This window comes from Mesorhizobium waitakense, from assembly GCF_056431085.1.
In genome coordinates, this window is record NZ_JBWKME010000190.1 from 42,028 (window position 1) to 68,560 (window position 26,533).

19 protein-coding genes are annotated in these 26,533 nt (G+C 62.6%); 9 read left to right on the plus strand and 10 right to left on the minus strand.

The genetic code is table 11. From position 1 onward, the window contains the following. The first annotated feature begins 323 nt into the window (after positions 1-323). Together polA and AC07FD_RS34355 are read left to right on the plus strand one after the other, a co-directional pair. Complete coding sequence (gene polA, locus AC07FD_RS34350; RefSeq protein WP_478353438.1) at positions 324-3,278, plus strand: DNA polymerase I; 2,955 nt, start codon at positions 324-326, stop codon at positions 3,276-3,278. A 225-nt stretch (positions 3,279-3,503) separates the two neighbouring features. Further along, positions 3,504-3,908, plus strand: coding sequence for a LysE family translocator (locus AC07FD_RS34355; RefSeq protein WP_478353422.1), 405 nt, complete (start codon positions 3,504-3,506; stop codon positions 3,906-3,908). Here the strand turns inward: AC07FD_RS34355 and AC07FD_RS34360 are convergent. Next, entirely contained in the window at positions 3,905-4,309 is a 405-nt protein-coding gene (locus AC07FD_RS34360) for a Fur family transcriptional regulator (protein ID WP_095084745.1), read from the minus strand. The two genes, AC07FD_RS34355 and AC07FD_RS34360, sit on opposite strands and share 4 nt — an antisense overlap. A gap of 261 nt (positions 4,310-4,570) precedes the next feature. On the opposite strand from AC07FD_RS34360, the gene AC07FD_RS34365 reads away from it, so the two are divergent. From AC07FD_RS34365 to amrB, 5 genes are all read left to right on the plus strand, one after another. Beyond that, complete coding sequence (locus tag AC07FD_RS34365; protein WP_478353423.1) at positions 4,571-6,775, plus strand: caspase family protein; 2,205 nt, start codon at positions 4,571-4,573, stop codon at positions 6,773-6,775. 170 nt (positions 6,776-6,945) lie between these two features. Next, a complete protein-coding gene (locus tag AC07FD_RS34370) occupies positions 6,946-7,269 on the plus strand; it encodes a hypothetical protein (protein ID WP_478353424.1) in 324 nt (107 codons plus the stop codon). After that, positions 7,266-7,976, plus strand: a complete 711-nt coding sequence (locus AC07FD_RS34375) for a DUF4760 domain-containing protein (protein ID WP_478353425.1) — start codon at positions 7,266-7,268, stop codon at positions 7,974-7,976. Before AC07FD_RS34370 ends, AC07FD_RS34375 begins: the two co-directional genes overlap by 4 nt. Before the next feature lie 2 nt (positions 7,977-7,978). Next, positions 7,979-11,005, plus strand: coding sequence for a WD40 domain-containing protein (locus AC07FD_RS34380; RefSeq protein ID WP_478353426.1), 3,027 nt, complete (start codon positions 7,979-7,981; stop codon positions 11,003-11,005). A gap of 53 nt (positions 11,006-11,058) precedes the next feature. Continuing rightward, positions 11,059-12,723 (plus strand): AmmeMemoRadiSam system protein B, encoded by a 1,665-nt coding sequence (gene amrB, locus AC07FD_RS34385; protein ID WP_478353427.1) that lies wholly within the window; start codon positions 11,059-11,061, stop codon positions 12,721-12,723. A gap of 183 nt (positions 12,724-12,906) precedes the next feature. Here amrB and AC07FD_RS34390 read toward each other — a convergent pair whose 3' ends face one another. Further along, positions 12,907-14,739 carry an MORN repeat-containing protein gene (locus AC07FD_RS34390; protein ID WP_478353428.1) on the minus strand — a complete coding sequence of 611 codons (1,833 nt, stop codon included), beginning with the start codon at positions 14,737-14,739 and terminating at the stop codon, positions 12,907-12,909. 153 nt (positions 14,740-14,892) lie between these two features. Continuing rightward, the gene (locus AC07FD_RS34395; protein ID WP_478353429.1) at positions 14,893-15,987 is read right to left on the minus strand and encodes a trypsin-like serine peptidase; all 1,095 of its coding nucleotides are present in this window, start codon (positions 15,985-15,987) and stop codon (positions 14,893-14,895) included. A 348-nt stretch (positions 15,988-16,335) separates the two neighbouring features. Here AC07FD_RS34395 and AC07FD_RS34400 point away from each other — a divergent pair, with 348 nt between their 5' ends. Further along, positions 16,336-17,430, plus strand: a complete 1,095-nt coding sequence (locus AC07FD_RS34400; protein WP_478353430.1) for a S1 family serine peptidase — start codon at positions 16,336-16,338, stop codon at positions 17,428-17,430. A 77-nt stretch (positions 17,431-17,507) separates the two neighbouring features. On the opposite strand, the gene mgrA is transcribed toward AC07FD_RS34400, so the two are convergent. From mgrA to AC07FD_RS34435, 7 genes are all read right to left on the minus strand, one after another. Beyond that, on the minus strand, positions 17,508-18,554 hold the full coding sequence (gene mgrA, locus AC07FD_RS34405) for an L-glyceraldehyde 3-phosphate reductase (protein WP_457153347.1): 1,047 nt from the start codon (positions 18,552-18,554) through the stop codon (positions 17,508-17,510). Between the two features lie 120 nt (positions 18,555-18,674). After that, positions 18,675-19,817 carry a Gfo/Idh/MocA family protein gene (locus tag AC07FD_RS34410; protein ID WP_478353431.1) on the minus strand — a complete coding sequence of 381 codons (1,143 nt, stop codon included), beginning with the start codon at positions 19,815-19,817 and terminating at the stop codon, positions 18,675-18,677. A gap of 11 nt (positions 19,818-19,828) precedes the next feature. Next, on the minus strand, positions 19,829-20,575 hold the full coding sequence (locus AC07FD_RS34415; RefSeq protein ID WP_478353432.1) for a sugar phosphate isomerase/epimerase family protein: 747 nt from the start codon (positions 20,573-20,575) through the stop codon (positions 19,829-19,831). 42 nt (positions 20,576-20,617) lie between these two features. Next, a complete protein-coding gene (locus AC07FD_RS34420; RefSeq protein WP_478353433.1) occupies positions 20,618-21,715 on the minus strand; it encodes an ABC transporter ATP-binding protein in 1,098 nt (365 codons plus the stop codon). Positions 21,716-21,720: 5 nt separating this feature from the next. After that, on the minus strand, positions 21,721-22,656 hold the full coding sequence (locus tag AC07FD_RS34425; protein WP_478353434.1) for a carbohydrate ABC transporter permease: 936 nt from the start codon (positions 22,654-22,656) through the stop codon (positions 21,721-21,723). Continuing rightward, positions 22,653-23,549: a carbohydrate ABC transporter permease gene (locus tag AC07FD_RS34430; protein WP_478353435.1), complete on the minus strand. Its 897-nt coding sequence runs from the start codon at positions 23,547-23,549 to the stop codon at positions 22,653-22,655. The genes AC07FD_RS34425 and AC07FD_RS34430 overlap by 4 nt, the downstream gene beginning before the upstream one ends. A gap of 203 nt (positions 23,550-23,752) precedes the next feature. Beyond that, on the minus strand, positions 23,753-25,489 hold the full coding sequence (locus AC07FD_RS34435) for an ABC transporter substrate-binding protein (protein WP_478353436.1): 1,737 nt from the start codon (positions 25,487-25,489) through the stop codon (positions 23,753-23,755). Here AC07FD_RS34435 and AC07FD_RS34440 point away from each other — a divergent pair. Then, a complete protein-coding gene (locus AC07FD_RS34440) occupies positions 25,413-26,465 on the plus strand; it encodes a LacI family transcriptional regulator (RefSeq protein WP_478353437.1) in 1,053 nt (350 codons plus the stop codon). The genes AC07FD_RS34435 and AC07FD_RS34440 overlap by 77 nt on opposite strands. The last annotated feature ends 68 nt before the right edge of the window (positions 26,466-26,533 follow it).

Here is a 26,533-nt window from a genome sequence, read left to right on the forward strand (position 1 = left end):
GACAAAAAAAGACCGCCGTGGTGGAGGGGGAACCACGGCGGCCTTCTACTCGAAACGATGCGGCAGCCCGGAGAGGGGGGATAGGCTGCCGCAGGTGTCCGGGATAGGCGGGGGACGGGCCTTGCTCCGGACTTCGGCGAAAACTGCCGATGACGTTTATTTGGGTCTTTGAACGTGGCGATTCAAGGGCATGAAAATTACACTTTTGTAACATGGGCGTGAGCAGTCCGGCCGCTGCCATTCTGTCAGGGTGTTGCCGGAACCGGTGGGTGCCGGCGCCTTTGGCATGGACCGCAGCATCGAGCCGCGCTATCCCTGCCGACATGAAAAAAGGCGATCATCTCTTCCTTATCGACGGCTCCGGTTACATCTTCCGTGCCTATCATGCTCTGCCACCGCTGACCCGCAAATCCGACGGCCTGCCGGTCGGCGCCGTTTCCGGCTTCTGCAACATGCTGTGGAAGCTGATGCTGGATGCCCGCAACACCGATGTAGGGATTGTGCCGACGCATTTCGCCGTTATTTTCGATTATTCCTCGAAAACCTTCCGCAACGATCTCTACCCCGAATACAAGGCCAACCGCTCGGCACCGCCGGAAGACCTGATCCCGCAATTCGGCCTGATCCGCCAGGCGACCAGGGCGTTCAACCTGCCTTGCATCGAGATCGAAGGCTACGAGGCCGACGACCTGATCGCCACTTATGCCAGGCTGGCCCGCGAAGCGGGCGGCGACACCACCATCATCTCCTCCGACAAGGACCTGATGCAGTTGGTCGGCGACACGGTCGGCATGTACGACCCGATGAAGGACCGCCAGATTGGCATTCCGGAAGTCATCGAGAAATGGGGTGTGCCGCCGGAAAAGATGGTCGACCTGCAGGCGCTGACGGGTGATTCCGTCGACAACGTGCCCGGCGTGCCCGGCATCGGGCCGAAGACGGCGGCGCAACTGCTGGAGCAGTTTGGCGACCTCGACGGGCTGCTGGCCCGCGCCGGCGAGATCAAGCAGGACAAAAGGCGCGAATCGATCATCGCCAACGCCGACAAGGCGCGCATTTCACGCCAGTTGGTGACGCTGAAGGCCGACGTTCCGGTGGCAGAGGGTCTGGACGACTTCATCCTGCACGCGCCGGACGGACCGAAGCTGATCGGCTTCCTCAAGACCATGGAATTCACCTCGCTGACCCGCCGCGTGGCGGAAGCAACCGGCACCGAGGCCGGCGACGTCCAGGCCGTCGCGGTGACCGTCGAGCGTGCCGACGCCGCGCATGGCCCCGATGTTGGCGCGGGAACTTCCGACGTCCGACCTGCCAAGACCGGCGAAGACGGCGCGGCAAACCAGGCCCCGGGCGCCGACAAACCCATCAGCGGCGACACCCCTTCCCTGCTCGCCGCACTGCGGTTGGAGAGCGCCGCCACCCGCAAGATCGATACGTCAGCCTATCATTGCATCCGCGATGTCGCGACCTTGAAAGCCTGGGTCGCCGAGGCAACCGAGACCGGGCTTGCCGCTTTCGACGTGAGGGCGACGTCGGCCGATCCGATGCAGGCCGAGTTGATCGGCATGTCCATCGCCACGGCGCCCGGCCGCGCCGCCTACATTCCTTTTGCCCACAAGAGCGGCAACGGTGATCTGCTCGGGGGCGGCGCGGTCGAAAACCAGATCCAGCTTCGCGAGGCGCTGGCCGTGCTGAAACCGCTGCTGGAGGACAAGTCGGTTCTCAAGATCGCGCAGAACCTGAAATACGATCTGGTCATCATGAGCCGCTATGGTATCGATGTCGCGCCTTTTGACGACACCATGCTGATCTCCTATGTGCTCGATGCCGGCACCCCTCATGGTCACGGCATGGACTCGCTTGCCGAGAAATGGCTTGGCCACACCCCTCTCCAGCTCAAAGAGGTTACCGGCTCCGGCAAAAGCTCCGTCGGTTTCGATCAGGTCGACATCGACAGGGCGACCGCTCATGCCGCCGAAGACGCCGATATGACGATCCGGCTCTGGCTGGTGCTGAAGCCGCGGCTTGCCGCCAAGGGCCTGGTGTCGGTTTATGAACGGCTGGAGCGGCCGCTGGTGCCGGTTCTGGCGCGCATGGAACAGCGCGGCATCTCCGTCGACCGGCAGATCCTGTCGCGGCTCTCGGGCGAACTGGCGCAGGGCGCCGCTAGGCTCGAAGAGGAAATCTACCAACTCATCGGCGAGCGCATCAACATCGGTTCGCCAAAACAGCTTGGCGACATCCTGTTCGGCCGCATGGGCCTGCCCGGCGGTTCGAAAACCAAGACCGGGCAATGGTCGACCTCGGCGCAGCTTCTCGAAGACCTCGCCGCCGAAGGCCATGAACTGCCGCGCAAGATCGTCGACTGGCGCCAGCTGACCAAGCTGAAGTCGACCTACACCGATGCGCTGCCCGGCTTCATCCATCCGGACACCAAGCGCGTCCACACCTCCTACGCGCTGGCAGCGACGACGACGGGCCGGCTGTCGTCATCCGATCCGAACCTGCAGAACATTCCGGTGCGCACCGCCGAAGGCCGCAAGATCAGGACCGCCTTCATCGCCGACAAGGGCAGCCGGCTGGTCTCGGCCGACTACAGCCAGATCGAGTTGCGCGTGCTCGCCCATGTCGCCGAAATCCCGCAACTGCGACAGGCCTTCGCCGATGGCGCCGACATTCACGCCATCACCGCATCGGAAATGTTCAACGTGCCGGTAGAGGGCATGCCTTCGGAAGTCCGACGTCGCGCCAAGGCGATCAATTTCGGCATCATCTATGGCATTTCCGCCTTCGGCCTCGCCAACCAGCTGTCGATCCCGCGCGAGGAAGCGAGCAACTACATCAAGAAGTATTTCGAGCGCTTCCCCGGCATCCGCGACTACATCGAGGAGACCAAGGCCTATGCCCGCGAGCACGGCTTCGTCGAAACGATCTTCGGCCGCCGCATCCACTATCCTGACATCCGATCCTCCAATCCCTCGGTCCGCGCGTTCAACGAGCGCGCCTCGATCAACGCCCGCTTGCAAGGCACCGCCGCCGACATCATCCGCCGCGCCATGGTGCGCATGGACGAGGCGCTGGAGAAGGCGAAGCTGTCGGCACGCATGCTGCTGCAGGTGCATGACGAGCTGATCTTCGAGACGGTCGAGGCGGAAGTCGAGGCGACGATCCCCGTCGTGCGTCACATCATGGAGAACGCGGCGATGCCGGCGGTGTCGATGTCGGTGCCGCTGCATGTCGACGCCCGCGCCGCCAACAACTGGGACGAGGCACATTGAAGTGAGTGAAATGCTGCCGTTTTCAACGGCCACATTCCTCTCATTCGCGCTGGCGTCGATGTTGATCGAACTGACGCCAGGCCCCAACATGACTTACCTGGCACTGGTTTCGGCGAGCCACGGCCGCAGGGCGGGCTTCGCCACCGTGGCGGGCATCGCATCGGGTCTGGCGGCTATTGGCGGCATCGCCGCCCTGGGCGTCGCCGAAGTGTTCAGGCGTCGCCCTTGCTCTACGAGGGTCTCCGCTGGGCAGGCATTCTGTTCCTGCTTTATCTCGCTTGGGAGGGTTGGACCGCTGGAACCGATGTGGTTTCGAACAAGGGCAATCCGGGTGGGAAGTATTTCTGGCGCGGATTTGTCACCAATCTCCTCAATCCGAAGGCGGCGATCTTCTATGTCGCCGTGCTGCCGACCTTCGTCGAGGCCGGACGACCGATACTTGCGCAGACTGTCCTGCTTATCCTGACCTATGTGGCCATCGCGACAGCCATCCATGGACTGATCGTCGTGTTGGCGGGAGCGCTGCAGCCATTCCTCAACGATCCACGGCTGGAACGAACCAGCCGACGGCTGCTTTCGGCCTTGCTGGCGCTCGTTGCGTTCTGGTTCGCCTGGTCGACCGCGCGTTAGGCCGCTTCAGCCAAACATTTCGCACATGTCCCGCGAAATTCGATCACCGCCTTCTTGGCGGCGAAGCCGGTCGAGCGCACCCATTCGTCCAGCCGGTGGTCGACATCGTGATCCGACATTTCGGTGACTTGTCCGCAGGTGTCGCAAATGGCGAAGGCGGTCATCGAATGGCTGTGGTCATGCGGCTCGGCGCAAGCGACGAAAGAGTTGATGCTTTCGAGCCGATGCACGAAGCCGGACTTCACCAGCGTGTCGAGCGCCCGGTAGACCTGCAGCGGCGCGCGAAAACCGCGCTCACGCAGCTGGTCGAGCAACGTGTAGGCGCTGAGCGGCCCGCTGGCGGCCTCGAGTTTCTCGAGCACGCACAGCTGGTTCTTCGTCAGCACATCCCTTGCCGCCATGATCCTGTTTCCAACCTGTCTTGCGTCGCTCGCGTATCATTTCCGCGCGCAAACGATCCCTCTCCCTCCAGATAGCGACGAACAGGCATTTTTGCTACTGTTTACAACATCTCTGCCCCGGAAGGCTGTCGAGAAAGCCTATCGTCGACCGGAGCGGGGTAACAGGCGGGTTGCTCTGCGATGCAACATTCAAAATACTGACAAAATCTTCGGCAAGGATTGCCGCGCTTGGGAAATTCGATCGGGCTTGGGGAAGCAATCATGATCAAATTGACGCGGCGGACGCTGCTGGTCGGCACGTCCGCGCTGACGATGGCTGGCATGGTGTCGTTCAGGACCATGGCGGCATCGCGCACTTACCATGCGCTGCTGGTCGCCTGCACCGAATATCCGAACTTGCCGCAGAGGAACTGGCTGATCGGGCCGAAGAACGATGCGGGCCTGGTCCACGAGTACCTGTTGAAGAACGTGCCCGACCCGGTACGGTTCGCGCCCGAGAATGTCACGCTGCTGGCCAAGGACGTCCCGGGCGCAAATGGCTTGCCCACCCATGCCGCGATCAAGGCCGCGCTGGCCGACCTCGCCGCCAAGGTGCAGCGCGACGATTTCGTCTATCTGCACCTGTCCGGTCACGGCGCCCAGCAGCCGGAGAGGGTCAAGGGCGACGAGACCGACGGGCTCGACGAGATTTTCCTGCCCGTCGACATCGAAAAATGGATCAACCGTGATGCTGGCGTGCCGAATGCGCTGGTCGACAACGAGATCGGTGCTGCGCTCGACGCCATCCGCAACAAAGGCGCCTTCGTCTGGGTCGTGTTCGATTGCTGCCATTCCGGCACCGCGACCCGCGCCGTCGAAGTCGACGACGAAATGGAGCGCAAGGTCGAGTTCGCCGATCTAGTCGGCGGCAGCGAAGCCGAGCGGGCCGCGGCGATCAAGGCCTATGACGAAGTGACATCCGCCGCCGGCTCGCGCGGCGTCGACGACAACGGCACGCGCAAACCCGCCTTCAACCTGACCCCGACCGGCGGCGAGCCGATCACCAAGGGCAAGCTGGTCGCCTTCTATGCCGCGCAGACGGTGGAGACGACGCCGGAGATGCCGCTGCCCAAGGGCACGACGGATGCACCCCGGTTCGGTCTGTTCACCTTCACCATCCTGTCGAAACTGGCCGAGAACCCGAACGTCACCTATCGCCAGCTCGGCCAGGCCGTGCTGCAGCAATATTCGGCCGACAGCCGCACGCGCCCGACACCGCTGTTCGAGGGCGAACTCGATGCCCGCGTGTTCGGCACCGACAAGACGGACGCGGTCATGCAATGGCCTGTTGTCATCGAGGACGGCGACGCGACGATCGGCGCCGGCCTGCTGCATCGCCTCACCCCCGGCAGCAAGCTCGCCATTCTGCCCTCGGCGCTGTCGCAGCTTTCCGACGCGGTCGGCTATCTCGAGGTGCAGTCAGCCAGGAACCTGGAGAGCCGCGTCAAGCCGGTCGAATTCGACGAAAAGCCGGCGCTCAAGCTCGCCGACATCCCTGCCAACGCCTATGCGCGGGTGGCCGAAATCGCCGTCGACTACAAGCTCGCCGTGGCGCGGCCGGCGGCGACCAAGGGACTGGAAAAGCAAACCGCTCTGGTCAATTCGGTTCTCGACGAATTGGCTACGGCCAAGGAAACCGGCTTCAACATCGAACTGGTCGACCCCGGCAAGAGCGCCGAGCTTCGCTTTGCGGTGATGCGCGAGAATGCCATTGCCGGCGCTGCCAAGGACGCGACCGACAAGCCGGCGCTGTGGTTCCTGCCGGCCTCGGGCGACGTGACCTTGAAGGACGGCGGCAAGCCGCCGCTGATCATCATTCACATGGATGACCGGAAAAAGCTGGTCGAGGCCACGACCAGAAATCTGCGCACCATCTTCCGTGCCACCGGGCTGTCGCGGCTGGCGGCAGCTTCCGACTACAAGCCGGAGGACGTCGACGTCCAGTTCCAGGTCAAACGCCGTGACAAGGATGGTCTCGAACCGTTGCAGGCTTCGGTGGTGCCTCGCGTCTCCCCGGGCGACGAAGTGCATGTGTTGGCAAAGAACAGCTCTGATCTGCTGGTCGACATCAACGTGCTCTATGTCGGCAGCGACTATTCGATCACCCACATCGTCGCCGAGCGCCTGGCGCCGCAAGCCTCGATCGAAGAGGGGCTGCTGGCCTTCACCGACACCAGCTTCGGCATGGAAAGGATGATCGCGGTTTTGACCGAGGCGCCGCCGGAAAGCGAGAAGGAGGATCTGAGCTTCCTGGCGCAGGACGGCGTTGCGTCCATGACGCGCGGGCTAGGCCCTGCCAGCTTCTCCGACATGCTGACCGATATCGGCATGGCGCCGGCAACCCGCTCTGTGATGCGGCTCGCCGACGAGAGCGGCCCGAAGGGCGCGGTGATGATCTTCCCTATGGAAACGGTGCCACGCGCCTGACCGAATGCCGGCACAAGGGCCGGACCCGGCTCTTGCGCGATCGGCGCGATATGAGAACATTCCCGGCGGGCGCAATGGCGCATGACGGCCTGACGAAGCGGATAGGATCGATTGTGAAGAAATCTATGTTTTCCTGGCGTGGATCCGTGGCCGGCCTTGCCGGCAGCCTGTTGCTGATCGCCAATGCTTCGGCGGACGAGGCCTGCGGCCTTTGTGTCAATCAGATCGTCACCAACTCTGAACTGGCAACCTGTTTTCTCGATCAGTATGACCAGATCGCCAAAAGCGGCAACGGAGCGGTTGTCGTCGATCTCAGCAATTGCGCCTCGCGCGGCGTGGTCGAGGCGCTGCCATCACCGAACAAGGGGGCGGCGGAGCCCGATGTGCAGTTCATGATTTCGCGCCTGCAGCTGGAATGCCTGAAAAAGAAGCTGGAGGCGCCCGGCATCGTGCTGGATCCCTCCGCCGTCATCGAACTGGACAGCTGCCAATGAAAAAGCCGGCGGCCAACACCAGGCAAACGGCAGCTGCCGCCGCCCCTGCAAAGGCGCCAGCCACGAAGCCCGCTTTGCCGGAAACCACCGAGGGGTTTCCGTGGCCGAGCAGCCACGAGATCAAGAAGGAAGCGAACCCGTTCACCGACCGCGACTGGCGCATGCTGGTCTATGCCTGGTCGGGCCTGTTGGTGCGTCTGGCCATCATCTTCACCTTGATGTTTTCGATCTACCAGTTCCTTGCCAACCAGGAGCAGAAGCGCGTCGAGCAGACCATGTCGCTGGTTGAGCTCTGGGAAACCAAGGACTACCAGCAGGCGCAGCGCGCGCTGAAAGCACGGCTTGCGGCCCTCAACGCCAAATACGACAATCTGCTCAGCGCCAACCCCTCGCCGACCGAGGAGCAGGTGTTCCGGCAGCGGATCGGCATCGAGGCGATGACCGCCAGCGGTGGCGACATGCCACTCGCCGATTTCAGCGAAAACTTCGACCGCATTGTCTATTTCCTCAACCGCCTGTCGTTCTGCATCGACGGCGATCTGTGTTCGCGCAAAGTGACCGACGCTTATTTCCGCGACTATGCCATCTCGTTCTGGAGTTATTTTGCCGGCTATGTCGACAAACAGCGCAAGGCGGGTTCACCGACTTTCGCCACGGCGATCGAGGCCTATGTGCGCAATGGGCAACCCGCGGCCGAAGTCAAATAGCGATGGGAGGAGCAGCCCGCCGCCTCCTGCGTGCCTGCTGCTGGCTGGCCATGGTCGGTGCACTTGCTGTCACATCGGCTGCTCGCGCCGAAGAGGCGGCTGACTTCCACCTCGATCTCGACACCGGCGGTCATAGTGCGCAGGTCACCGACCTCACCTTCACGCCCGACGGCGACGACATCATCTCGGCATCGAACGACAAGACCATCCGCATCTGGGACTGGCAGAGCGGGGTGACGCTGCGCACGATTCGCGGCTATCTCGGCAATGGCAGCGACGGCAAGATCTTCGCGGTCGCGGTCTCGCCGGATGGCAAGACGATTGCCGCCGGCGGCTATTTCGGCGCCAGCCTCGGCGACAAGCCACCCTATGGCGACATCCGGCTGTTCGACTTTGCCACCGGCAAGATGAAGGCGGTGCTCAAGGCCGCCGACTACGCGACCTACGACCTCGCTTTCTCTCCCGACGGCAAAACCCTGGCTGCAGGCGGCGCCGACGGTGTCGTCTATCTCTGGCGGCTGGACGACAAATCCGCGACCGGGTGGACGCTAGACAAGAAGCTCGATGCCGATTCCTGGCACATCGACAAGCTCGCCTTCGCGGCCGCGGGGACTAGGCTGGCGGCGACCACCACCGACAACGGCATCCGGCTCTGGGACGTCGCGAAGGGCGAGGAGATCGCCTTGCCGGCCGAGGCCGAACCGTTGCGGGATATCAGTGTCATGGCGTTGGCCGTCTCGCCGGATGGCAGCCTGTTTGCCACCGGCAGCAAGGACGGGCAGGTCCAGCTCTGGCACGCAGCAGACGGCACAATGGTGCGCGCCATGCCAACGCAGGATTTCCTCATCGGCTCGCTGACCTTTGCCAAGGGGTCGCGGCTGGTCGCCTCCTGCCGCTATCGCTGCGCCGACAAGCATCGCTCCGTCGTCTGGAACACCGACACCGGCGAAAAGCTGCTCGACTATACCGGCCACGACGGCGCGGTCTATGCCAGCACCGCCAATGCCGATGGTTCGCTGGTGGCAACCGCCGGCGGCACGCGCAACGCCATCCAGGTCTGGAATCCCACGACTGGCGAGCGCAAGGCCCTGCTGCAGGGAGTGGGTGAGCCGGTGACCGCCGTAGGCATCGACGTAGCGAATGACGTCATCGCCTGGGGCAATGCCAACCCTTGCCCCGAGCGCGTGTCCTGTCCGGAGGAACAAGGCGAACTGGACAACAGGCTGGTGCTGCCGACCACCGAGCGATTCTTCGACGACCCGCAGCCGTTGGCGGAGCCGGGCTCGTTTGCCCGCGCCGCGTTGACAGACGGCCAGTGGTCGCTGCGCGCCAGGGAGGGAGGCAAGGACGCGCTGGAAAACGCGGTGCTGGAGATCGCCAATGGCGGCAAGATGGTGCGCAGTATCGAGAACGATGCCACCAATGGCTTTGTCCATTCGGCCTTCACGCTGATCGACAACGGCCTTGGTCTGATCACCGGCGGCAATGACGGCACGCTGCTCGAATATCGGACCGCCACAGCGAGAGTGTCGGGCGAATTCACCGGCCATACCGGCGAAATCAACGCCATGGTCGCTTCGGAAAAAGCCGGCATGCTGGTCACCGGCAGCGCCGACCAGACGCTCAGGCTCTGGAATCTGAAGACGCACGAGCTGATCGTCTCGATGTTCTTCGCCGGCTCGCAATGGATCGCGTGGATGCCGCAGGGCTACTACTATTCTTCCGATGAGGGCGACAAGCTGATCGGCTGGCAGGTCAACCAGGGCCGCGACCATGAAGGCCGCTTCATCCGCGCCGACCAATTGAAGAAATATCTCTGGAGCCCGGAAATGGTGCGCCGCGCGATCATCCTGCGCAGCGCCAAGCAGGCGGTCAAGGAGATGCGGCCTGGCGTCGACAACGAACTCCAGAAACTGCTGCAGCGCAAGCCACCGGAATTCGACATCCGCCTCGCCGCCGACCAGAGCAAGGCGCGCGACGGTTATGTCGCCGTCGAGATCACCGGTGCGGGGCAAGCCGGGACCGATGTCGCCGGCTTCTCGATCCTGTCGAACAGCCGCAATGTCGGCGACGTCACCGCCCGGTCGGTGGACGGCAACAACACCATCGTCGAGATACCGGTCGAGAACGGCGAAAACACCATCCGCGTCACCGGCACCAACGAATTCGGTTATCTGACCGAACGCAGCGTAACCGCGCTGGCAAGGAAGACCGAGAAGGCCGAGGCCAAGGGCAAGCTCTATGTCGCGGTCATCGGCGTCGACAAATATCCGTTCCTGACCAACGCCTGTTCGGGCCACGCCTGCGACCTGCGCTACCCCGTCGATGATGCCACCGAATTCCTCAAGGTGATTGCGCAGAAATCGGCGCCGCTGTTCTCATCGATGGAGACGCTGGTTCTGGTCAACCGTGAAGCGCTCGACGAGGCCCCCGACAAGGCCAGGCAGACCTATTCAATCGCCAGCGCCGACGGCATCATGGAGCCCGACTCCGACACGATCGACGACCAGCTCGCCGATTTCCTCGACAGACCGCGCGAGCACGACACCACGATCATCTTCGTCGCCGGCCACGGCATCAACATCGACGAGGACTATTATTTCATCCCGACCGACGGCCGCAAACAGGATGCCGAACGCTGGAAGCGCTCCTCGCTTGTCGACTGGTCGGACATCCAGAAATCGGTCGAGCGGGCCAAGGGCATGCGCTTCATGCTGCTCGACACCTGCCATGCCGCCAACGCCTTCAACCCGCGCCTGGAAAAGGACGCGCAGGATGCGCGCATCGTCGTGTTTTCGGCCACCGCAGCCAACAACACCGCCGCCGAACTGCCTGAACTCGGCCACGGCGTCTTCACCTATTCGATCCTCGAAGGCCTGCGCGGCAAAGCCAGGACGTCGGACGGCGGCGTTACGCTGTTCGGCCTTGCCGACTACATTTCACGCGAGGTGGTGCGGCTGACATCATCGAAGCAGAAGCCGTTCTACTATGTCGGCGGCGTGGAGAACATCGTGCTTGCCGAGCCATGAGGGGACTGCGCCAAGACACCCCCCTCGCGCGACTGTGGCCGGCAATCGCAGCAATGCTATTCTGCCTCTTTACCCCACTCTTTCACGCCGTTGCCGCGCCCATAATTTGCCCGCCCGGCGCTGACAACTTTCCGCCCTTCTACGATGACGCCAAACTGTTCAAGGATGCCATCGCAAAGGTCGCCGATATCGAGCCATCGAACCAGCGGGTGACCGGCATCACCGTCCCGCATCATCTCCTGGCCGCAGACCTGGTGGCGCTGGGGTTCCGGGCGGCGTCCGGCTTCCGCTACAAGCGCATCGTCATCCTGTCGCCGGACCACTTCCACAAGACGCGTAAACTGTACGCCACCTCGGTACGCGGCTTCGATACCGTGCTTGGCCCGGTCGCCGCCGACGTCCAAGCAGTACGCCAGCTCGAAACGCACGGCGACATGGTCGAGGAGTCCTGCCTGTTCGACAAGGAACATGGCGTGCGCGCGATGCTGCCTTTCCTGCACCACTACTTCCCCGAGGCGAAAATCGTGCCCGTCGCGATGTCGGTCATGGCGCGGCGCGGCGACTGGGACACGCTGGCCGAGGCCCTGAAGCCGATCGTCGATCAGGACACGCTGATCGTCGAATCCACCGACTTCTCGCACTATCTGCCCCAGCACGAGGCACGGCGCTTCGACCAGCAGACGCTGAACATGCTGGCCGCCGGGTCGCTCGACGGCATAGCGGCGCTTCGCCAGCCCGCTCACGCCGATTCCGTCGGCGCGCTCTACATCCAGACCAGGCTGCAGCGCGAACTGTTCGGCGCCCAGCCGCTGGTCGTCGCCAATGAGAACTCGCAGGAACACACGCCGGACTATGTCGAGCGGACCACCAGCTATGTCGTGGCGCTGTTCGGTGCCTTCGCTCCCGGTTTCAACAACCCGGCACGGCCGAAGGACAGGATCTACTATCTGGCCGGCGACGTGAATTTCGGCCGTGCCATGAAGAAGATACTGGTCCGCGACGGTGTTGCCGACCGGATCGTTGACAGCGTGATGGCGCTCACCGGTTCACGGCCGCTGATCGTCAACCTCGAAGGCGTCATCCTGCCCAACGTGCCGGAAGCGATCGACGACATGACGCTGGCGATGCCGCAAGACCTGGCTGTCGACATGCTCAAGAGGCTGCATGTCGCCGGTGTCGGGCTCGCCAACAATCATGCCTATGATCTCGGCCCGTCAGGCTATGCCGAGACGCTGCGCGCGCTGAACGAAGCCGGCATTCCGCATTTCGGCCAGGGTGAGACGCTGGCGCTTGCCGATCTCGACCTTGTCGGCCTGACCGACATCGACACCAACGGCTCGAAGAACACCGATCTGCTGACGCCTGCCCTGCTTGACCGGCTGCTGCACGAAAACGCCGAGCGGCCGGTCGTCGCCTTCGTCCACTGGGGCCGCGAGTACAAGACCGAACCGTCGCCGCGCGAGGACATGCTTGCCGACCAGATGCGGCTGCGTGGCGCATCGGTCATCGTCGGCGGCCATCCGCATGTATCGAGCGAGGCGATCGTTCCGCTTGCCGGCGGCGATGTGGCGGAGGTCTATTCGCTCGGCAATTTCCTCTTCGACCAGAGCGCCGAGCGGTCGTCGGGATCGATGCTGGAACTGCGCGTCTTCGCCCAGGGCACGATCTTCACAAGGCTTTTGCCGCTGCCCAACTATTTCGAGATGGGCCGGAAATAAGCGGCTCGCAGGCCTGGGTGTGTTGAGATTCAGGTCAGGCCGAGCCGGAGTCGAAGACGGGCGCGAAGCGACCAAACAAGGCAGGTTCCGAGAACCGGAGCGAGCGTACTTTTGGGTACGTGAGCACCGGAAGCGCAGGAACCCGCCGTGTGCAGGCCGGCATCACCTGAATATCAATGCACCCTAACCGCAGCCGACCATATCGCGCGGCAGATAGCAGGCCGCCGGCTCGGTCTTGGTCTCGAACAGCGACTGCTTCGGCCGAAAATAGAAGAAGGTGACCGGCTTGCTCTCGCGTACGCTGCCATCGGCAAAATGCGCGGCGATGCTAAAGCTATGGATCGACGACATCGACGACCACATCTTCAGCCGTGCCGTGTAGGCGCTGACCTTCTTGTTACCGCGCACCGGCATGGCGATGGTGTAATCATGCTTGCCGATCGGGAACTCGATGTTCTGGTAGCGCATCGCTTCCGGCGTGCCGCCACCGCCATCGCCGCATTCGGCCATCGCTTCCGGCGTCTCGAAAACAGCCATGGTGATAGAGGTGCGGAACGGCTCGCTCTGCTGGTAGACATGACCTTCGTCGTCCGACCAGGAATAGTCGAACTTGCCGATCGCATTCAGCGTCATCGCCTGTTGCATGTTGCCGAGATAGTCGGCGACCTCGCCGAACTTGATCTTGTTGGTGAGCTGGCTGCGGCAGACGTTGAGACTATCGACAGAAGGACAGGGAAACCGCCCCGTCTCCAGGCTGGCCGTGTCGACGCCAGCCTCTGCGAGCACGCTCTTGATCGACACGTCGACGCCCTCGCCGAAACTGCCGACATCCTTGCTGAACATGCGGCTGGGATCACCGGTCGGATTGCCTTCGTCGTCGACCGTGGTGAACTGGATCGACATCTTCATGTCCTTGGGCTCGCCCCAGCCATTGTTGATGATCGAGAAATCCGGACGGAAGCCGACGCAGCCGAAATGCTCCGATATCGACAGCATCGGCTTGCGATAGGCATCACTGGCGGCGACCTTCATTTCCAGACTGTCGAGCTTGACCCTGGACTGGTCTGACGTCTTCAGGTCGACCTCGGCAAAGGCCGGCGCCTCCTCCCAGTTCATACCTTCATAGACATTGCTGGTGGTGACCTGGCCGGTGCCGTTCCAGCTGTCATTGTACTGGTCCGACAGCGGATAGATCGCGATATCCTCGTCGCGCACCAGATGCTGGTACTGCATATCGGATTGCTGGGTCATGCGCTGGTCGACCGCAACGCCGATCTCGACCTTGTCGGCATCGCCGCCACCGGTCTGCGCCTTGAGCAGCCCGCCGACCCTTGCATCGGCCAGCACGTCAGGACGCGTTCCGCCGACCTCCTTGCCCATCGCCCATTGCGACTCGTAGATGGTGCCTCCGGCAAGCCGTGTACGGCCCTTGCCGTTCTTCAACCCGCCGACAAATGAGCCGGCAAAAATCTCGCCGGTCTTCGACAGCAGCCGCCCCTCGCCATTCGGCGCGCCGGCGACGAACTGACCCTCATAGCGGTTGCCGTCGGCGTCGACATGAATGCCCTTGCCGTTGAGTTGCCCGGCATGCCAATGCCCGTCGAAAACCTCGCCAGAGCGCAGCTCGAGCCGGCCTTGCCCGTCTGGCCGGCCATTGCGAACGTCACCGAAATAGCTGGAATAGATGGTTTTGGGATCATAGCTCGCCGAGCCACGCACCCGCCACACCAGCCTGCCCTTGCCGTTGATGGTGCCGTCCTCAGTGATCGTCCGGTCGGGCGACTGGCCGGCCGCCGGCTCCCAGACGAAGTCGAGGTTTTTCTCCGGATGGAAATCCCAAACCCGGACCATCCTGCGCAGCACCGAGCGCGTGTCTGCCTGGTAGAGGATCTGCACCCGTTCAGCCCAGGCGCCGCCGGCAGGACCGGTCGCCGGATCGGCGAAGGCCGGTGAAAGCATCAGCGCGGCCAGCATCGATGCGGTCGCGATCCCGAACACTGCCCTTGTCCGTGCCATCCCTTGAGCCCCTTTGGATGCCAACCCCTTGGCCCCTTAAGCGTAGTCGGCGAGCCGGCCTCGTGCAAGAGAAGCCGCATCGGAAGCATCGGCATGAAAAAGGGCGGCGGGATTACCCCGCCGCCCTTTGTCTTCACGGTGATTGCGCAGCGATTACTTGTACAGGCTGTTGATCCACTGGATGTTTGCCGCGTTCAGGCGCACGGCGGTGTTCGCGTCGGGGCTTTCGGCCACGTTGACGCCGGTGATGATGCGCTGCTTGGAGTTGTTGTCATAGGCATAGACCGAGCTGCCGCTCGACCCCGGGAACGTATCGCAGTCATATTGGAAATATTCCGGAGCGATGTTTTCGGCATGCACTTCGCAGTTCGCCTTCCACATCGTGCCCATCGGCTTATCGCCGGGGTAGCCGACGAGGTTGGCGGTGAAGTCGCCGAGATCGTCATAATTGGCGTAGCCCAGCCAGCCGAGGTTGGTGCCGACATCCTGCTTCAGCGTGATGATGCCGAGATCCCACGGGATGACCGAACCATAGTAGCCCTGGTAGTTGTCGATGAAGCCCTGCAGCACGTAAGCGCTCTCATAGGTGAAGGCGCCGAACGGTGCATCGTCTGCTGTGCTGCCGTTGAGGCCTGGCACGAACAGATACTCGGACAGCCAGTCCTTGTCCTCATGGCTGTAGAGGCAGTGCGCCGCGGTAAGCACCGTGCGCGGGCCGATCAGCGTTGCCGAGCAGCTGCCATAGTTGCCCGTCTTCGGCGATTTGGCTTCGAGATAGCCGATTGCCGAGAACGGATAGGTCTTGGTGTTCTTGACCTGCTCACGGTCGTCGGTGCCGAAAACCTGACGGCCGGCTTCGCCTTCGCCAAGGTCAGGATCTTCGGTCTTGCGCTGCGCCCCGTCTTTTCCATTGGCCGGCGCATTCAGTTCCTTGATGATAAGATCCCGCAACGCTTCGCTCGGCTCGATCTTGATCTCCTTGCCATCGGCGGAACGCCCGACGATGCCATAGGATTTGACAGCCGTTGCCTCGTCAGCAAGCGGCGCAGCGCGGCTGTCTTCGTCAGTCAGCTTCGGCGACGCGATTGGTTTTGCCCGCCCGGGCTTATAGTCGCCTGAAGTTACGTCCCGCATGCTTTCGCCATTTCCGGCACTGGCGGAGCCAGGATCGGCGGCGAAAACCGGGACCGTCCACATTGCAGTTGAAAGCAATGCGGACGCAATCATAGCGTTTGTCAGTTTTGTCATGGTGAGACTCTCCCAAAAGTCAGCAAGGACTTGATCAAAATACAGAAATATTGTCGAGATCGTGGTGAAGCCGAAAAATGAGTTTGGTTACCGGCGCCTGAACCTGATCATCACCCCACGCGGTCTGTCGAAGGCCCCCGCCAAAGACACCCGCGCCGGTATACTGCCTAAATTAATACAACATTGGAATGACAAATCGCTTCCACGTAGCCCGTGGGGGGCTATAGGGTTTTGAACGGGTTCCGCACGGGAACGCGATCCGCGAAGCGACGCCGGTTTGCTGGCGACTGTTTCGCTGATCATGCGCCGGAGTGGCTCGTTCGGGAACGTGTCTCAGGAGGATTTCAGGTGCACATCATCCATCGGTTCAGGCCGATCGTCGCCGCGTCGGCGCTCGCCATCGCCTCGGCTCTTGCCACCGTCAGCGCCAGCCAGGCGGATGACACCGCCAGGCCCGAAGCGGCGGTCTCGCCGATGAAACGCGTTGCGGATGCCAAGGCCAAGGCTGCGGCGGAAAATCCCGAGGGTGCCGATCGCGTCTATGGCGGCAACCAGGCCGAAAAGGGCGCTTATCCGTTTCAGGTCGCGCTGCTCACCACCGACAGGCTGGACGAGAACCCGGCCTCGCAGGCCAATGCGCAATTCTGCGGCGGCAGCCTGATCGCGCCGCAATGGGTGCTGACGGCGGCCCACTGCCTCAACGACAAGGGCCAGCCGATTTCGCCCGACGCCGTCACCGTGCTGACCGGCGCCACCGATCTCAGCGAGGGCAAGCGCCACAAGGTGGTGGAGGTCGTCGTCAACGAGGGCTACAGCGAGCAAACGCTTGACAACGACCTCGGCCTGCTGCGGCTTGCAGAGCCGGCCGATGCGCCGACCATCAAGGTCACCCATGACGCCACACCCGACACCGGCAAAACCACTGTCACCGGCTGGGGCAAGATGCAGGATGGCACCTTTCCGACCACGCTGATGGTTGCCGACCTCGACCTGCAGCCGAACACCGCCTGCAACAGCGGCATCAAGGCCATCTATGCGCATGATCTGAAGGCCGCACTTGGCGATCTGTCCCACCGCATGCGTTATTCGGAAAGAGGCATCGACGCAGCCGCCAATGCGATTGCCGCCGACATGACCGACCCGCTGACCGGCAACATGATCTGCGCCGGCACCACCAGCGGCGTGCGCGATGCCTGCAACGGCGACAGCGGCGGCCCGCTGTTCATGACCGGCGCCGACGGTCCGGTCCAGGTCGGCGTCGTCAGCTGGGGCGAAGGTCCGGCGGACGGAAGTGCGGCCTGCGGCCACAAGGACGCCTACGGCATCTACACACGACTGGCCAACTACACCGGCTGGATCGAGACGAAAATGAAAACGCCGGCGCCGGCGCCGGCAAAACTCAAGGCGGGGCTGGGCACGGCCCAGAAACCAGCCACACCCTGAAGCGAGGGCACTTCGCTTCGCATGAAAAACGGCGGGAGAGACTCCCGCCGTTTTATTTGCCGACTTACCGATAGGGCTTACTTTCTCGGCGGACCTTTGCGCTCGGCCGAAGCCGCCCACAAATTGATGTCGGACTCGCGCGCATAGCTATCGATCTCGGCGAGTTCGGCATCGCTGAAGTCCAGCACCTTGAGCGCGCCAACGCAGTCCTCGACCTGCTCCGGCCGGCTGGCGCCGATCAGCGCCGAGGTTACCTTGCCCTTGCGCAGCACCCAGGCAAGGGCCATCTGCGCCAGTGTCTGGCCACGCTTGCCGGCGATCGCATCGAGCGCCTTGATGTTGGCGATGGTCCTGTCGTTGATGAAGGCTGTCTTCAGCGATTTGCCCTGGGAGGCGCGGCTGCCTTCGGGAATGCCACCGAGATATTTGTCGGTCAGCATGCCTTGCGCCAGTGGCGAGAACACGATGGAGCCGACGCCGAGCCCTTCGAGCGTATCGAGCAAGCCGTCTTCCTCCACCCAGCGGTTGAGCATCGAATAGCTCGGCTGATGGATGACGCAAGGCGTGCCAAGCTGCTTCAAAATATCGGCGGCCTCGCGCGTGCGCTGCGAATTGTAGGACGAGATGCCGGCATAGAGCGCCTTGCCCGAGCGCACCGCATGGTCAAGTGCGCCCATCGTTTCTTCCAGCGGCGTATCGGGATCGAAGCGGTGCGAATAGAAGATGTCGACATAGTCGAGCCCCATCCGCTTCAAGCTCTGGTCGAGGCTGGCCAGCATGTACTTGCGCCCGCCCCATTCGCCGTAGGGACCGGCCCACATCTCGTAACCGGCCTTGGTCGAGATGATCAGCTCGTCGCGGTAACCGGCGAAGTCGGTGCGCAGGATTTCGCCGAAAGCGGTCTCGGCCGAGCCGGGCGGCGGACCGTAATTGTTGGCGAGGTCGAAATGCGTGATGCCAAGGTCGAAGGCTCGGCGCACGATCGCCTGCTTAGTCTTGTGCGGTGTGTCATTGCCGAAATTGTGCCACAGCCCCAGCGATATCGCCGGCAGCTTCAGGCCGGAGCGACCACAGCGGTTGTAGATCATGTTCTCGTAGCGGTTTTCGGCGGGGATGTAGGGCATGGGAAAATCCTCAAATGGAAGCGAGCCAGTCGGCTGCCATCGCGACAGCGCGGCGAGTCGGCTCTGCCCCCCACCCTTACCCCCTCCCGGCCGGAACGGGGAGAGGGTTGGGTGCCTGGTCTACTTCTTCTTCGCCAACAGCGCCTTGGCCTCCTTGACGCCAAGTGCGGCCGGCCGTTCGCAACTGGTCTGCATGGCGACGAACTTGCCGGTTTCGCCTGAGCGCAACAGCCCAGTCATCACGTCGACGGCATGCAGCGCCAGTTCCATCGAGCAGCGGTGCGGCCTGTCCTCCGCGATCGCCACCGCCATGTCGGCGAGGCCGGCCGTGCGGTAGTTGGCCATCATGCCTTGCGAATGCATCTCGTTGGGAACACCGAACGGGTGCTTCCATTTCGGCAGCTTCTTGACCGGTTTGCTGTCTTCGGTGAAGCGCACGTCGCCGCCGAAGAAATTCGGATCCGGCACGAACACCGTGCCCGCCTCGCCATAGAGTTCCATCGGCGCGTGGCCATGCGCCCAGACGTCCCAACTGGTGTTCAGCGTCACCACGGCGCCGTTCTCGAACTCCAGCAGGCCGTGGATGGTCGTCGGCGTGTTGACCGGGATCTTTTCGCCCGCCCGCAGCTTGGAGCTGATGGTGCGTTCCTTGGCGGGCGTCGACGCGAAGGCCGCCACCTGTTTCACCGGCCCGATCAGCTGGATCAGATTGGTGATGTAGTACGGCCCGATGTCGAGCACCGGTCCCGCGCCCGGCTGGAAAAAGAAGTCCGGATTGGGGTGCCAATGCTCCATACCGTGGCCCATGACGTGGCAGGTGCCGCTGGTGATCTTGCCGAGCTTGCCGGTGTCGATCAGGTCGCGGACCAGCTGATGCGCGCCGCCCAGGAACGTGTCGGGCGCCGAACCGATGCGCAGGCCTTTCGCCTCGGCGCGTTTCTTCAGGTCGAGCCCTTCCTTGACCGACAGCACGAAGGGCTTTTCCGAATAGACGTGCTTGCCCGCGTCCAGCACCTGCTTCGACACCTCGAAATGCACCGCCGGGATGGTGAGGTTGACGATGATGTCGATGTCGTCGGCCTTGAGCAGGTCGTCGACGGTTTCGGCGCGCAGCTTGAACTCCTTTGCCCGCGCCTTCGCCGCCTCCATGTTGATGTCGGCGCAGGCACGCATCTCGATGCCGCGAAACAGCGGTGCCAGCGAAAAATACGCCTTCGAGATGTTGCCGCAGCCGATGACGCCAATGCCAAGTTTCTTTGCCATGCTGATTGCTCCTAGTAGGTCTTGACGGCTGCGATCGAGCGGCGGGCGAAGCGCTCGATGTCGTTCGGGTTGTCCTGTTCCATGACGTAGTATTGGGCGCCGCTCTTGGCGCGCAGCACCTTGATCAGGCCGGCCCAGTCGATGGTGCCATGGCCGACATCCGACCAGCCATCCTCGTCCAGCCCCTCGCCGGGCTTGGCCATGTCCTTGACGTGGACGGCGCTGATGCGCTTGGCGTATTTGTCGATCCACGCCAGCGGATCGTCGCCGCCGCGCACCAGCCAGGCGACGTCGATTTCCCAGCCGATGTCTGGCGCTGCCGCGAGGATAAGCTCCTGCGGCACCGAGCCGTCGGCAAGTTTTTTGAACTCGAAATCATGGTTGTGCCAGGCAAAGCCGTAGCCGGCCTTTTTCGCGGCGTCGCCAACGTTTGCCAGACGCTCGCCGAAGCCGCGCCAGCCGGCGGCATCGGATGGGCGTTGGTCGGGCATCAGAAAAGGACAGATGAGCAGCGTGATGCCGAGTGTGTCGGCAATTTTGCGCACGCCGTCGAAATCGTTCTCGAGCGCGTCGATCGAGAAATGCCCGGTCGGCATGGCGAGCCCATTCTTGTCGAGTTCGGCGCGAAAGGCCTTGGGATCATCATAGACGCCGCCGAAGCCTTCGACTTGGGTGTAACCGACCTTGCCGAGCGTCTCGAGGACGCCTTCCCAGGGTTGGAAATTGCGGGCGCTGTAAAGTTGGAATGACCAGTTCATCGTCTCTGTCCGTTCTGCTTGGGGAGGAGTGGGGCTTGGGAGCTACATGCGGTTGCCGGATTGGCTGTCGAACAGCGAGGCGCGGGCAGGATCAAAGCCGATCCGGATTGGCTCGCCATTGCGCAGCGTCTTTTCCGCCTCGACGCGGAAGGAGAAATTCTGACCGCCGAGCTTCGTCCATACCAGCGTGTCGGAGCCCATCGGCTCGACGATCTCGACGGCGGCATCGATGGCAAAGGGCATGGCATTTGCCGCCTCGCCAAGGGCGACATGCTCGGGCCGGATACCGAACACGCAAGCGCCGCTGCTGTTGCCCGCGGCGTCGAAAGCGTAGCGGGCGAGCGGTATGGATACATTTCCGGTCTTGAAAGCCGCGGTAGCGCCGGTCTCGGCCTGCCCGTCGATGAAGTTCATCGCGGGTGAGCCGAGGAAGCCGGCGACGAAGCGGTTGACCGGACGATTGTAGATGGTCTGTGGCGCATCGAGCTGCTGGATGACGCCACCCTTCATCACCGCGATGCGATCGGCCAGCGTCATCGCTTCGATCTGGTCGTGGGTGACATAGATCATCGTGTTCTGCAGTTTGCGATGCAGCAGCTTGATCTCGACGCGCAGCTCGGCGCGCAGCTTGGCGTCGAGATTGGACAGCGGCTCGTCGAACAGGAACACGTCGACATCGCGCACCAGCGCCCGTCCGATTGCCACGCGCTGGCGCTGGCCGCCGGAAAGTGCTGCCGGTTTGCGTTGCAGCAGCGGCTCGATCTGCAGGATCTCGGCCGCCCGCGCGATCCGCTTGGCGATCTCGTCCTTCGGCGTGCCGGCGACACGCAACCCGAAGGACAGGTTCTTCTCCACTGTCATTTGCGGGTAGAGCGCATAGGACTGGAACACCATGCCGATGCCGCGGTCCTTGGGCTCTTCCCAGGTGACGTTCTTGCCCTTGATGAAGATGCTGCCTTCGGAGACGTCGAGCAGGCCGGCAATGCAGTTGAGCAAGGTCGACTTGCCACAGCCCGAGGGCCCGAGCAGCACGATGAATTCGCCCTCGGCGACATCGAGATTAAGTGTCTCCAGTACGGTCACCACACCGAAGCTCAGTGACAGGTCCTGGATCGAAACGCTGGTACCGTTCTGCGCCATATCCACTAGCCTTTCACCGCGCCAGCGGCGATGCCGCGCACGAACCATCGTCCGGAGATGAAGTAGATGAGCAGAGGCACCGCAGCCGTCAGAATGGTTGCCGCCATGTTGACATTGTACTCCCTCACGCCGGTGGTGGTGTTGACGATATTGTTGAGCTGTACCGTCATTGGCCAGTTGGACCGCCCGGCAAACACGATGCCGAACAGGAAGTCGTTCCAGATGCCGGTAACTTGCAGGATGACGGCGACGACGGTGATCGGCACCGACATCGGCAGCATGATGTAGAAAAAGATGCGCCAGAAACCCGCACCGTCGACACGCGCTGCCTTGAACAGCTCGACCGGAATTGCCGCGTAGAAATTGCGGAACAGCAGCGTCAGGATCGGCATCCCAAAGATGGTATGCACGATGATGATACCCGGGAGCGAGGCGAACAGCCCGACCGAGCTCAATCCGATGATCAATGGATAGATCACGACCTGATAGGGCACGAAGGCGCCAAACACGAGCAACCCGAAGAGCAGATTGGCGCCCTTGTATGGCCAGAAGGTCAGCGCGTAGCCGTTGATCGACGCGCAGATGATCGAGATGATCACACTAGGCAGGGTGATCTTCACCGAATTGTAGAAGCCTGGGCTGAGGCCGTTGCAATCGCGCCCGGTACAGGCGTGGAGCCAGGCGTCGGCCCAGGGTTGAAAGGTTGGCTCGCCCGGAAGGTTGAAAAGATGTCCCAGCCTGATCTCAGGCATCCCCTTCAACGATGTGACGATCATGATGTAGACCGGGATGAGGAAGAAGAGAGCCGCAACGACCAGGAAAGCATAGATGCCGATGCGGCCGGCCGATATCCGTCGCGGTTTCGGCCCGAAGGGCGCCGCGCCAGCCTGATGCGGCGCTTCCCGGAGCGGTTGAATTGCGGTGATCTGTCCGACGGTCATGCGCCCGCCTCCCGCAGGCGATTTCGCCGCCATAGTAGAATTCCGCTGAAAGCCAGCACGATCAGGACCGGCAGCAGCATCATCGTTGCTCCAGCCATGCCTTGGCCGACGTTCTGGCGAACCGTGATGAGCTGGATGACGTAGACTGCCGGCATGGACGTGGCGATGCCAGGCCCACCGCCGGTCATGGCAATGACCAGGTCGTAGACGCGCACCACGCCTACGCATTGCAGGACGAAGGCGGTGGCGAAGGCGCCCTTCATCATCGGCGCCACGATGGAAACGTGCGTGCGCCAGGTCGGGATGCCGTCGACCCTCGCGGCTTTCCAGATATCCTCGTCAATGCCGCGCAGGCCGGCAAGCAGGATCGCCATCGTCACGCCCGAGCCCTGCCAGATGCCCGCCACGACCAGCGCGTACAGCGCGGTCTCGGCGCTGACCAGCGGGGCGAAGCTGAAACTCGACCAGCCCCAGTTGCGCAGCGCCTCCTGCAGGCCGAGGTTGGGGTCGAGCGCCCATTGCCACACGAGTCCGGTGACGATCAGCGACATGGCGAAAGGATACAGGAAGATCGAGCGGAACAGGTCCTCCTGGCGGATGCGCTGGTCCATGAAAACGGCGAGCAGGTAGCCGAACACCATGTTGCAGGTGATGGACATCAGGCCGAAGAACCAGATGTTGTTGACCGAGACGAGCCAGCGGTTGTCGGCCCAGAGGCGCCTGTACTGCGCCAGACCGACGAAATCGTAGGTGGGGAAGAGCTTCGAACTGGTGAAGGACCATAACACCGAGAAGCCAATGCCGATCACGAACACGCCGAGCGCAACGAGAATCATCGGTATTGTCCCGATGACGGCGGGCAGGTGAAATCTGTGCCTCCAGCTCTTCCGCATCGTCCGTCTTTACTCCGCTTCCACCGACACCTTGGGTCGTTTGCCGACGTGAAAGTCAGCGTTGTCCGAACCACCGGGCTTCAGACCGCTGCAGCTTCCCGTCTTGCGATTGTCAGCCCGCCGCCGGAAAAGGAAACCTCCTGTCGGGTCGGGCGGGACCGAGGCGCCGCTGTAAGGGCGGCGCCTCTAGCACTGATCGGTTCCTAGTCGGAATTGCCGATGATCGTGGCGAACTTCGCGGTGGCGTCGTCAGCCGTCATGGAGTCGTCTGCGAAGAATTGCGCGACGAGCTCATTAAGCTGCTGATTGGTGTTCTCGGTGATGAACCGGTTCGTCGCAGTGACGATGTTGGCCGGGTCTTCCACCGCCTTCAGCGACTTCTGCATGCACGGGTCGGCTGTCGACATGTCGACATCGCCACGCACGGGCATGGAACCCTTGGCGTTGTTGAAGGCGACCTGGACCTCCGGGCTGATGAGCAGCGCCGCAAGACGCTTCTGCGCTGCTTCGACATCCGGATTGTTCTGCTTGAAGAACAGGATGATGTCGCCGTCGGTGCTGACCACCGGCTTGGCCTCGTTCAGGCCGATCATGCAGCCGAAATCCTTGACTCCGGTCATGCCGGCGGCCGCGAACTCGCCGCGCGCCCAGTCGCCCATCACCTGAAGTCCGGCCTTGCCGGTGATCACCAGGTTGGTGGTGTCGTTCCAGTTGCGGTTGGCGTAGCCGTTGTCGGTGAACTGTTTCAGGGCCCTCAACTGCGTGAAGACGCCTTTCATCTCTGGGCTGCCGGCAATTTCGGCGCTCTTGGTGGTATACATCTTGTCGCGCTGGGCGACACCGAGAGCCTCGGTAACCATGTCCTGGAAGAGCAGCTGAATCTGCCAGCCGTTTCCGTCGCCGCCGATGGCGAAGGGGATGAGGCCTGCCTCCTTGATCTTCGGCGCGGCCGCGAGGAAATCGGCCAGGTTCTTCGGCTCCGGCACACCCGCTTTCTCGAACACCGGCTTGGAGTACCAGGCCCAGTAGTTCGAATGGATGTTGACCGGGACGCACCACCAGTGGCCGTCAACGAGGCAGGCGCTGCCGATCGCCTTCGGGCGAATGACCTCATCCCACTTGCCGGCGGTCGCGACATCCGTAAGGTCGAGCAGCTTCCCGCCCGAAATCAGTTCTTCGTACTGCCGGCCGGGATTGAACTGAGCGGCACCGGGCGGATCGCCGCCGAGCACGCGCTGCATGACGGTCGATCGGGCGGTCTCGCCGAGTGCGATGGCACTGTCCACCCAGCGGTCGCCGTGGCCGTCATTGTCAAAGGCCTTTGCGAACTGCGAGACCGCCGCCGACTCGCCCTTCGACGTCCACCAGTGAATCACTTCCAGGTCCGTCGCCGCGGCCGGACCGGCAAATTGCAGAGTAGCCGTCGCTGCCAGCGCAGCGGTCAAAAGTCTGTATCGCATTTCGGTTCCTCCCAGAATCTGAAACGTTACAGATTTTCGATACGGGAATTGCGTGACCTGCGCAACCCCATGAACGAAACGAGTTCGATATTTTTTCGAGCCGCGAACAAATTCACATGAGCAATCGCTTTTATATGCGCCGCAGCATGGATCGCTGCACTGCAAGACATCAAACTGCGCGTGAAAGCCGGCAAAGGCGATGACAAAAGCGATTTCTTCTGCAATCCCAATGGATTTCCGCGAGACAGCCGTCGGCCTCGCCGCGAGTGGCGGCATCTCGATATTGGCAATCTGTAACGTTTCAGTATATTGACGCTTGCCGGGGCTGGAACGCATACCGTATCGCTGTGGCGGCGATTGCCGATCCGGCCTGCGGCTGCTATGCGCCTGACGGGCGGGACGAATGGACAGACGGCGTACGGAAAACAACGAAGAGGCGTTGGCGCAGGGACGGCCGACGTTGAAGACGCTTGCCTTCATGACCGGGCTCGGCGTCACCACCGTGTCGCGGGCCTTGAAGGACGCTCCGGAAATCGGCGCCGAAACAAGGCGCCGTGTCCAGCTCGTCGCCAAGCAGATCGGCTACCGGCCAAACCGCGCGGGCGTGCGCCTGCGCACCGGCAGGACCAATGTCATCAGCCTCGTGCTCAACACCGAACGCGAGATCATGAGCTTCGTCTCGGACATCATCTACGGCGTCTCGGAGGTCATTGCCGATACACCCTACCACCTGATCGTTACGCCCTATTCGCGCTCGCAGGATCCGCTCGACCCCATACGCTACTTGGTCGAGACGGGCTCCGCCGACGGCGTCATCATCTCACGCACGCAGCCGAATGACCCACGGGCCCGCTACATGCTGGAGCACGGCATTCCCTTTGCCACGCATGGCCGCACCGATATGGGGCTGGTCCACCCCTATCATGATTTCGACAACTACGCTTTTGCGGTGGAAGCCGTGCGTCGTCTGGCCGGCATCGGCCGCCGCCGGCTCGCTTTGTTGTCACCGCCCGTCGGGCTGACCTACCACAGTCATACCGTCAACGGCTTTGCCGATGCGCTGAGCGAGGTTGGCGCCAGCGAAATCCCCTTCAACACCGTTTCTATCGACCATACGATCGAGCAGATCAGAATGCGCACCGCGCAAGTGATGCGCCGCGAAGACCGGCCGGACGGCTTCGTCAGCAGCGCCGCCGCCGCGACACTGGCCATCGTCGCCGGCATCGAGGATGCCGGCCTCAAGCTTGGCCGTGACGTCGATGTCGTGTCCAAGCAATCGTCGGACCTGCTGCATCTGTTTCGCACGGAATTGCTGGTCGTCAACGAGAATTTCCGGCTGGCGGGCTCCGAACTCGCCCGCTCCGTTCTCGGTTGGATCGGCGGCGCCGCGCCCGGCACGCTGCAGAGCCTGAGCGTGCCGAGCGAGGTGCTGGCCTATCAGCGTTCGGTAGACTAGTACCTCTGCACAGAGGTTATGACTCTTTGGAAGTCGGCTTGGGATAGGCTTTGGCCATCTTAAGGCGT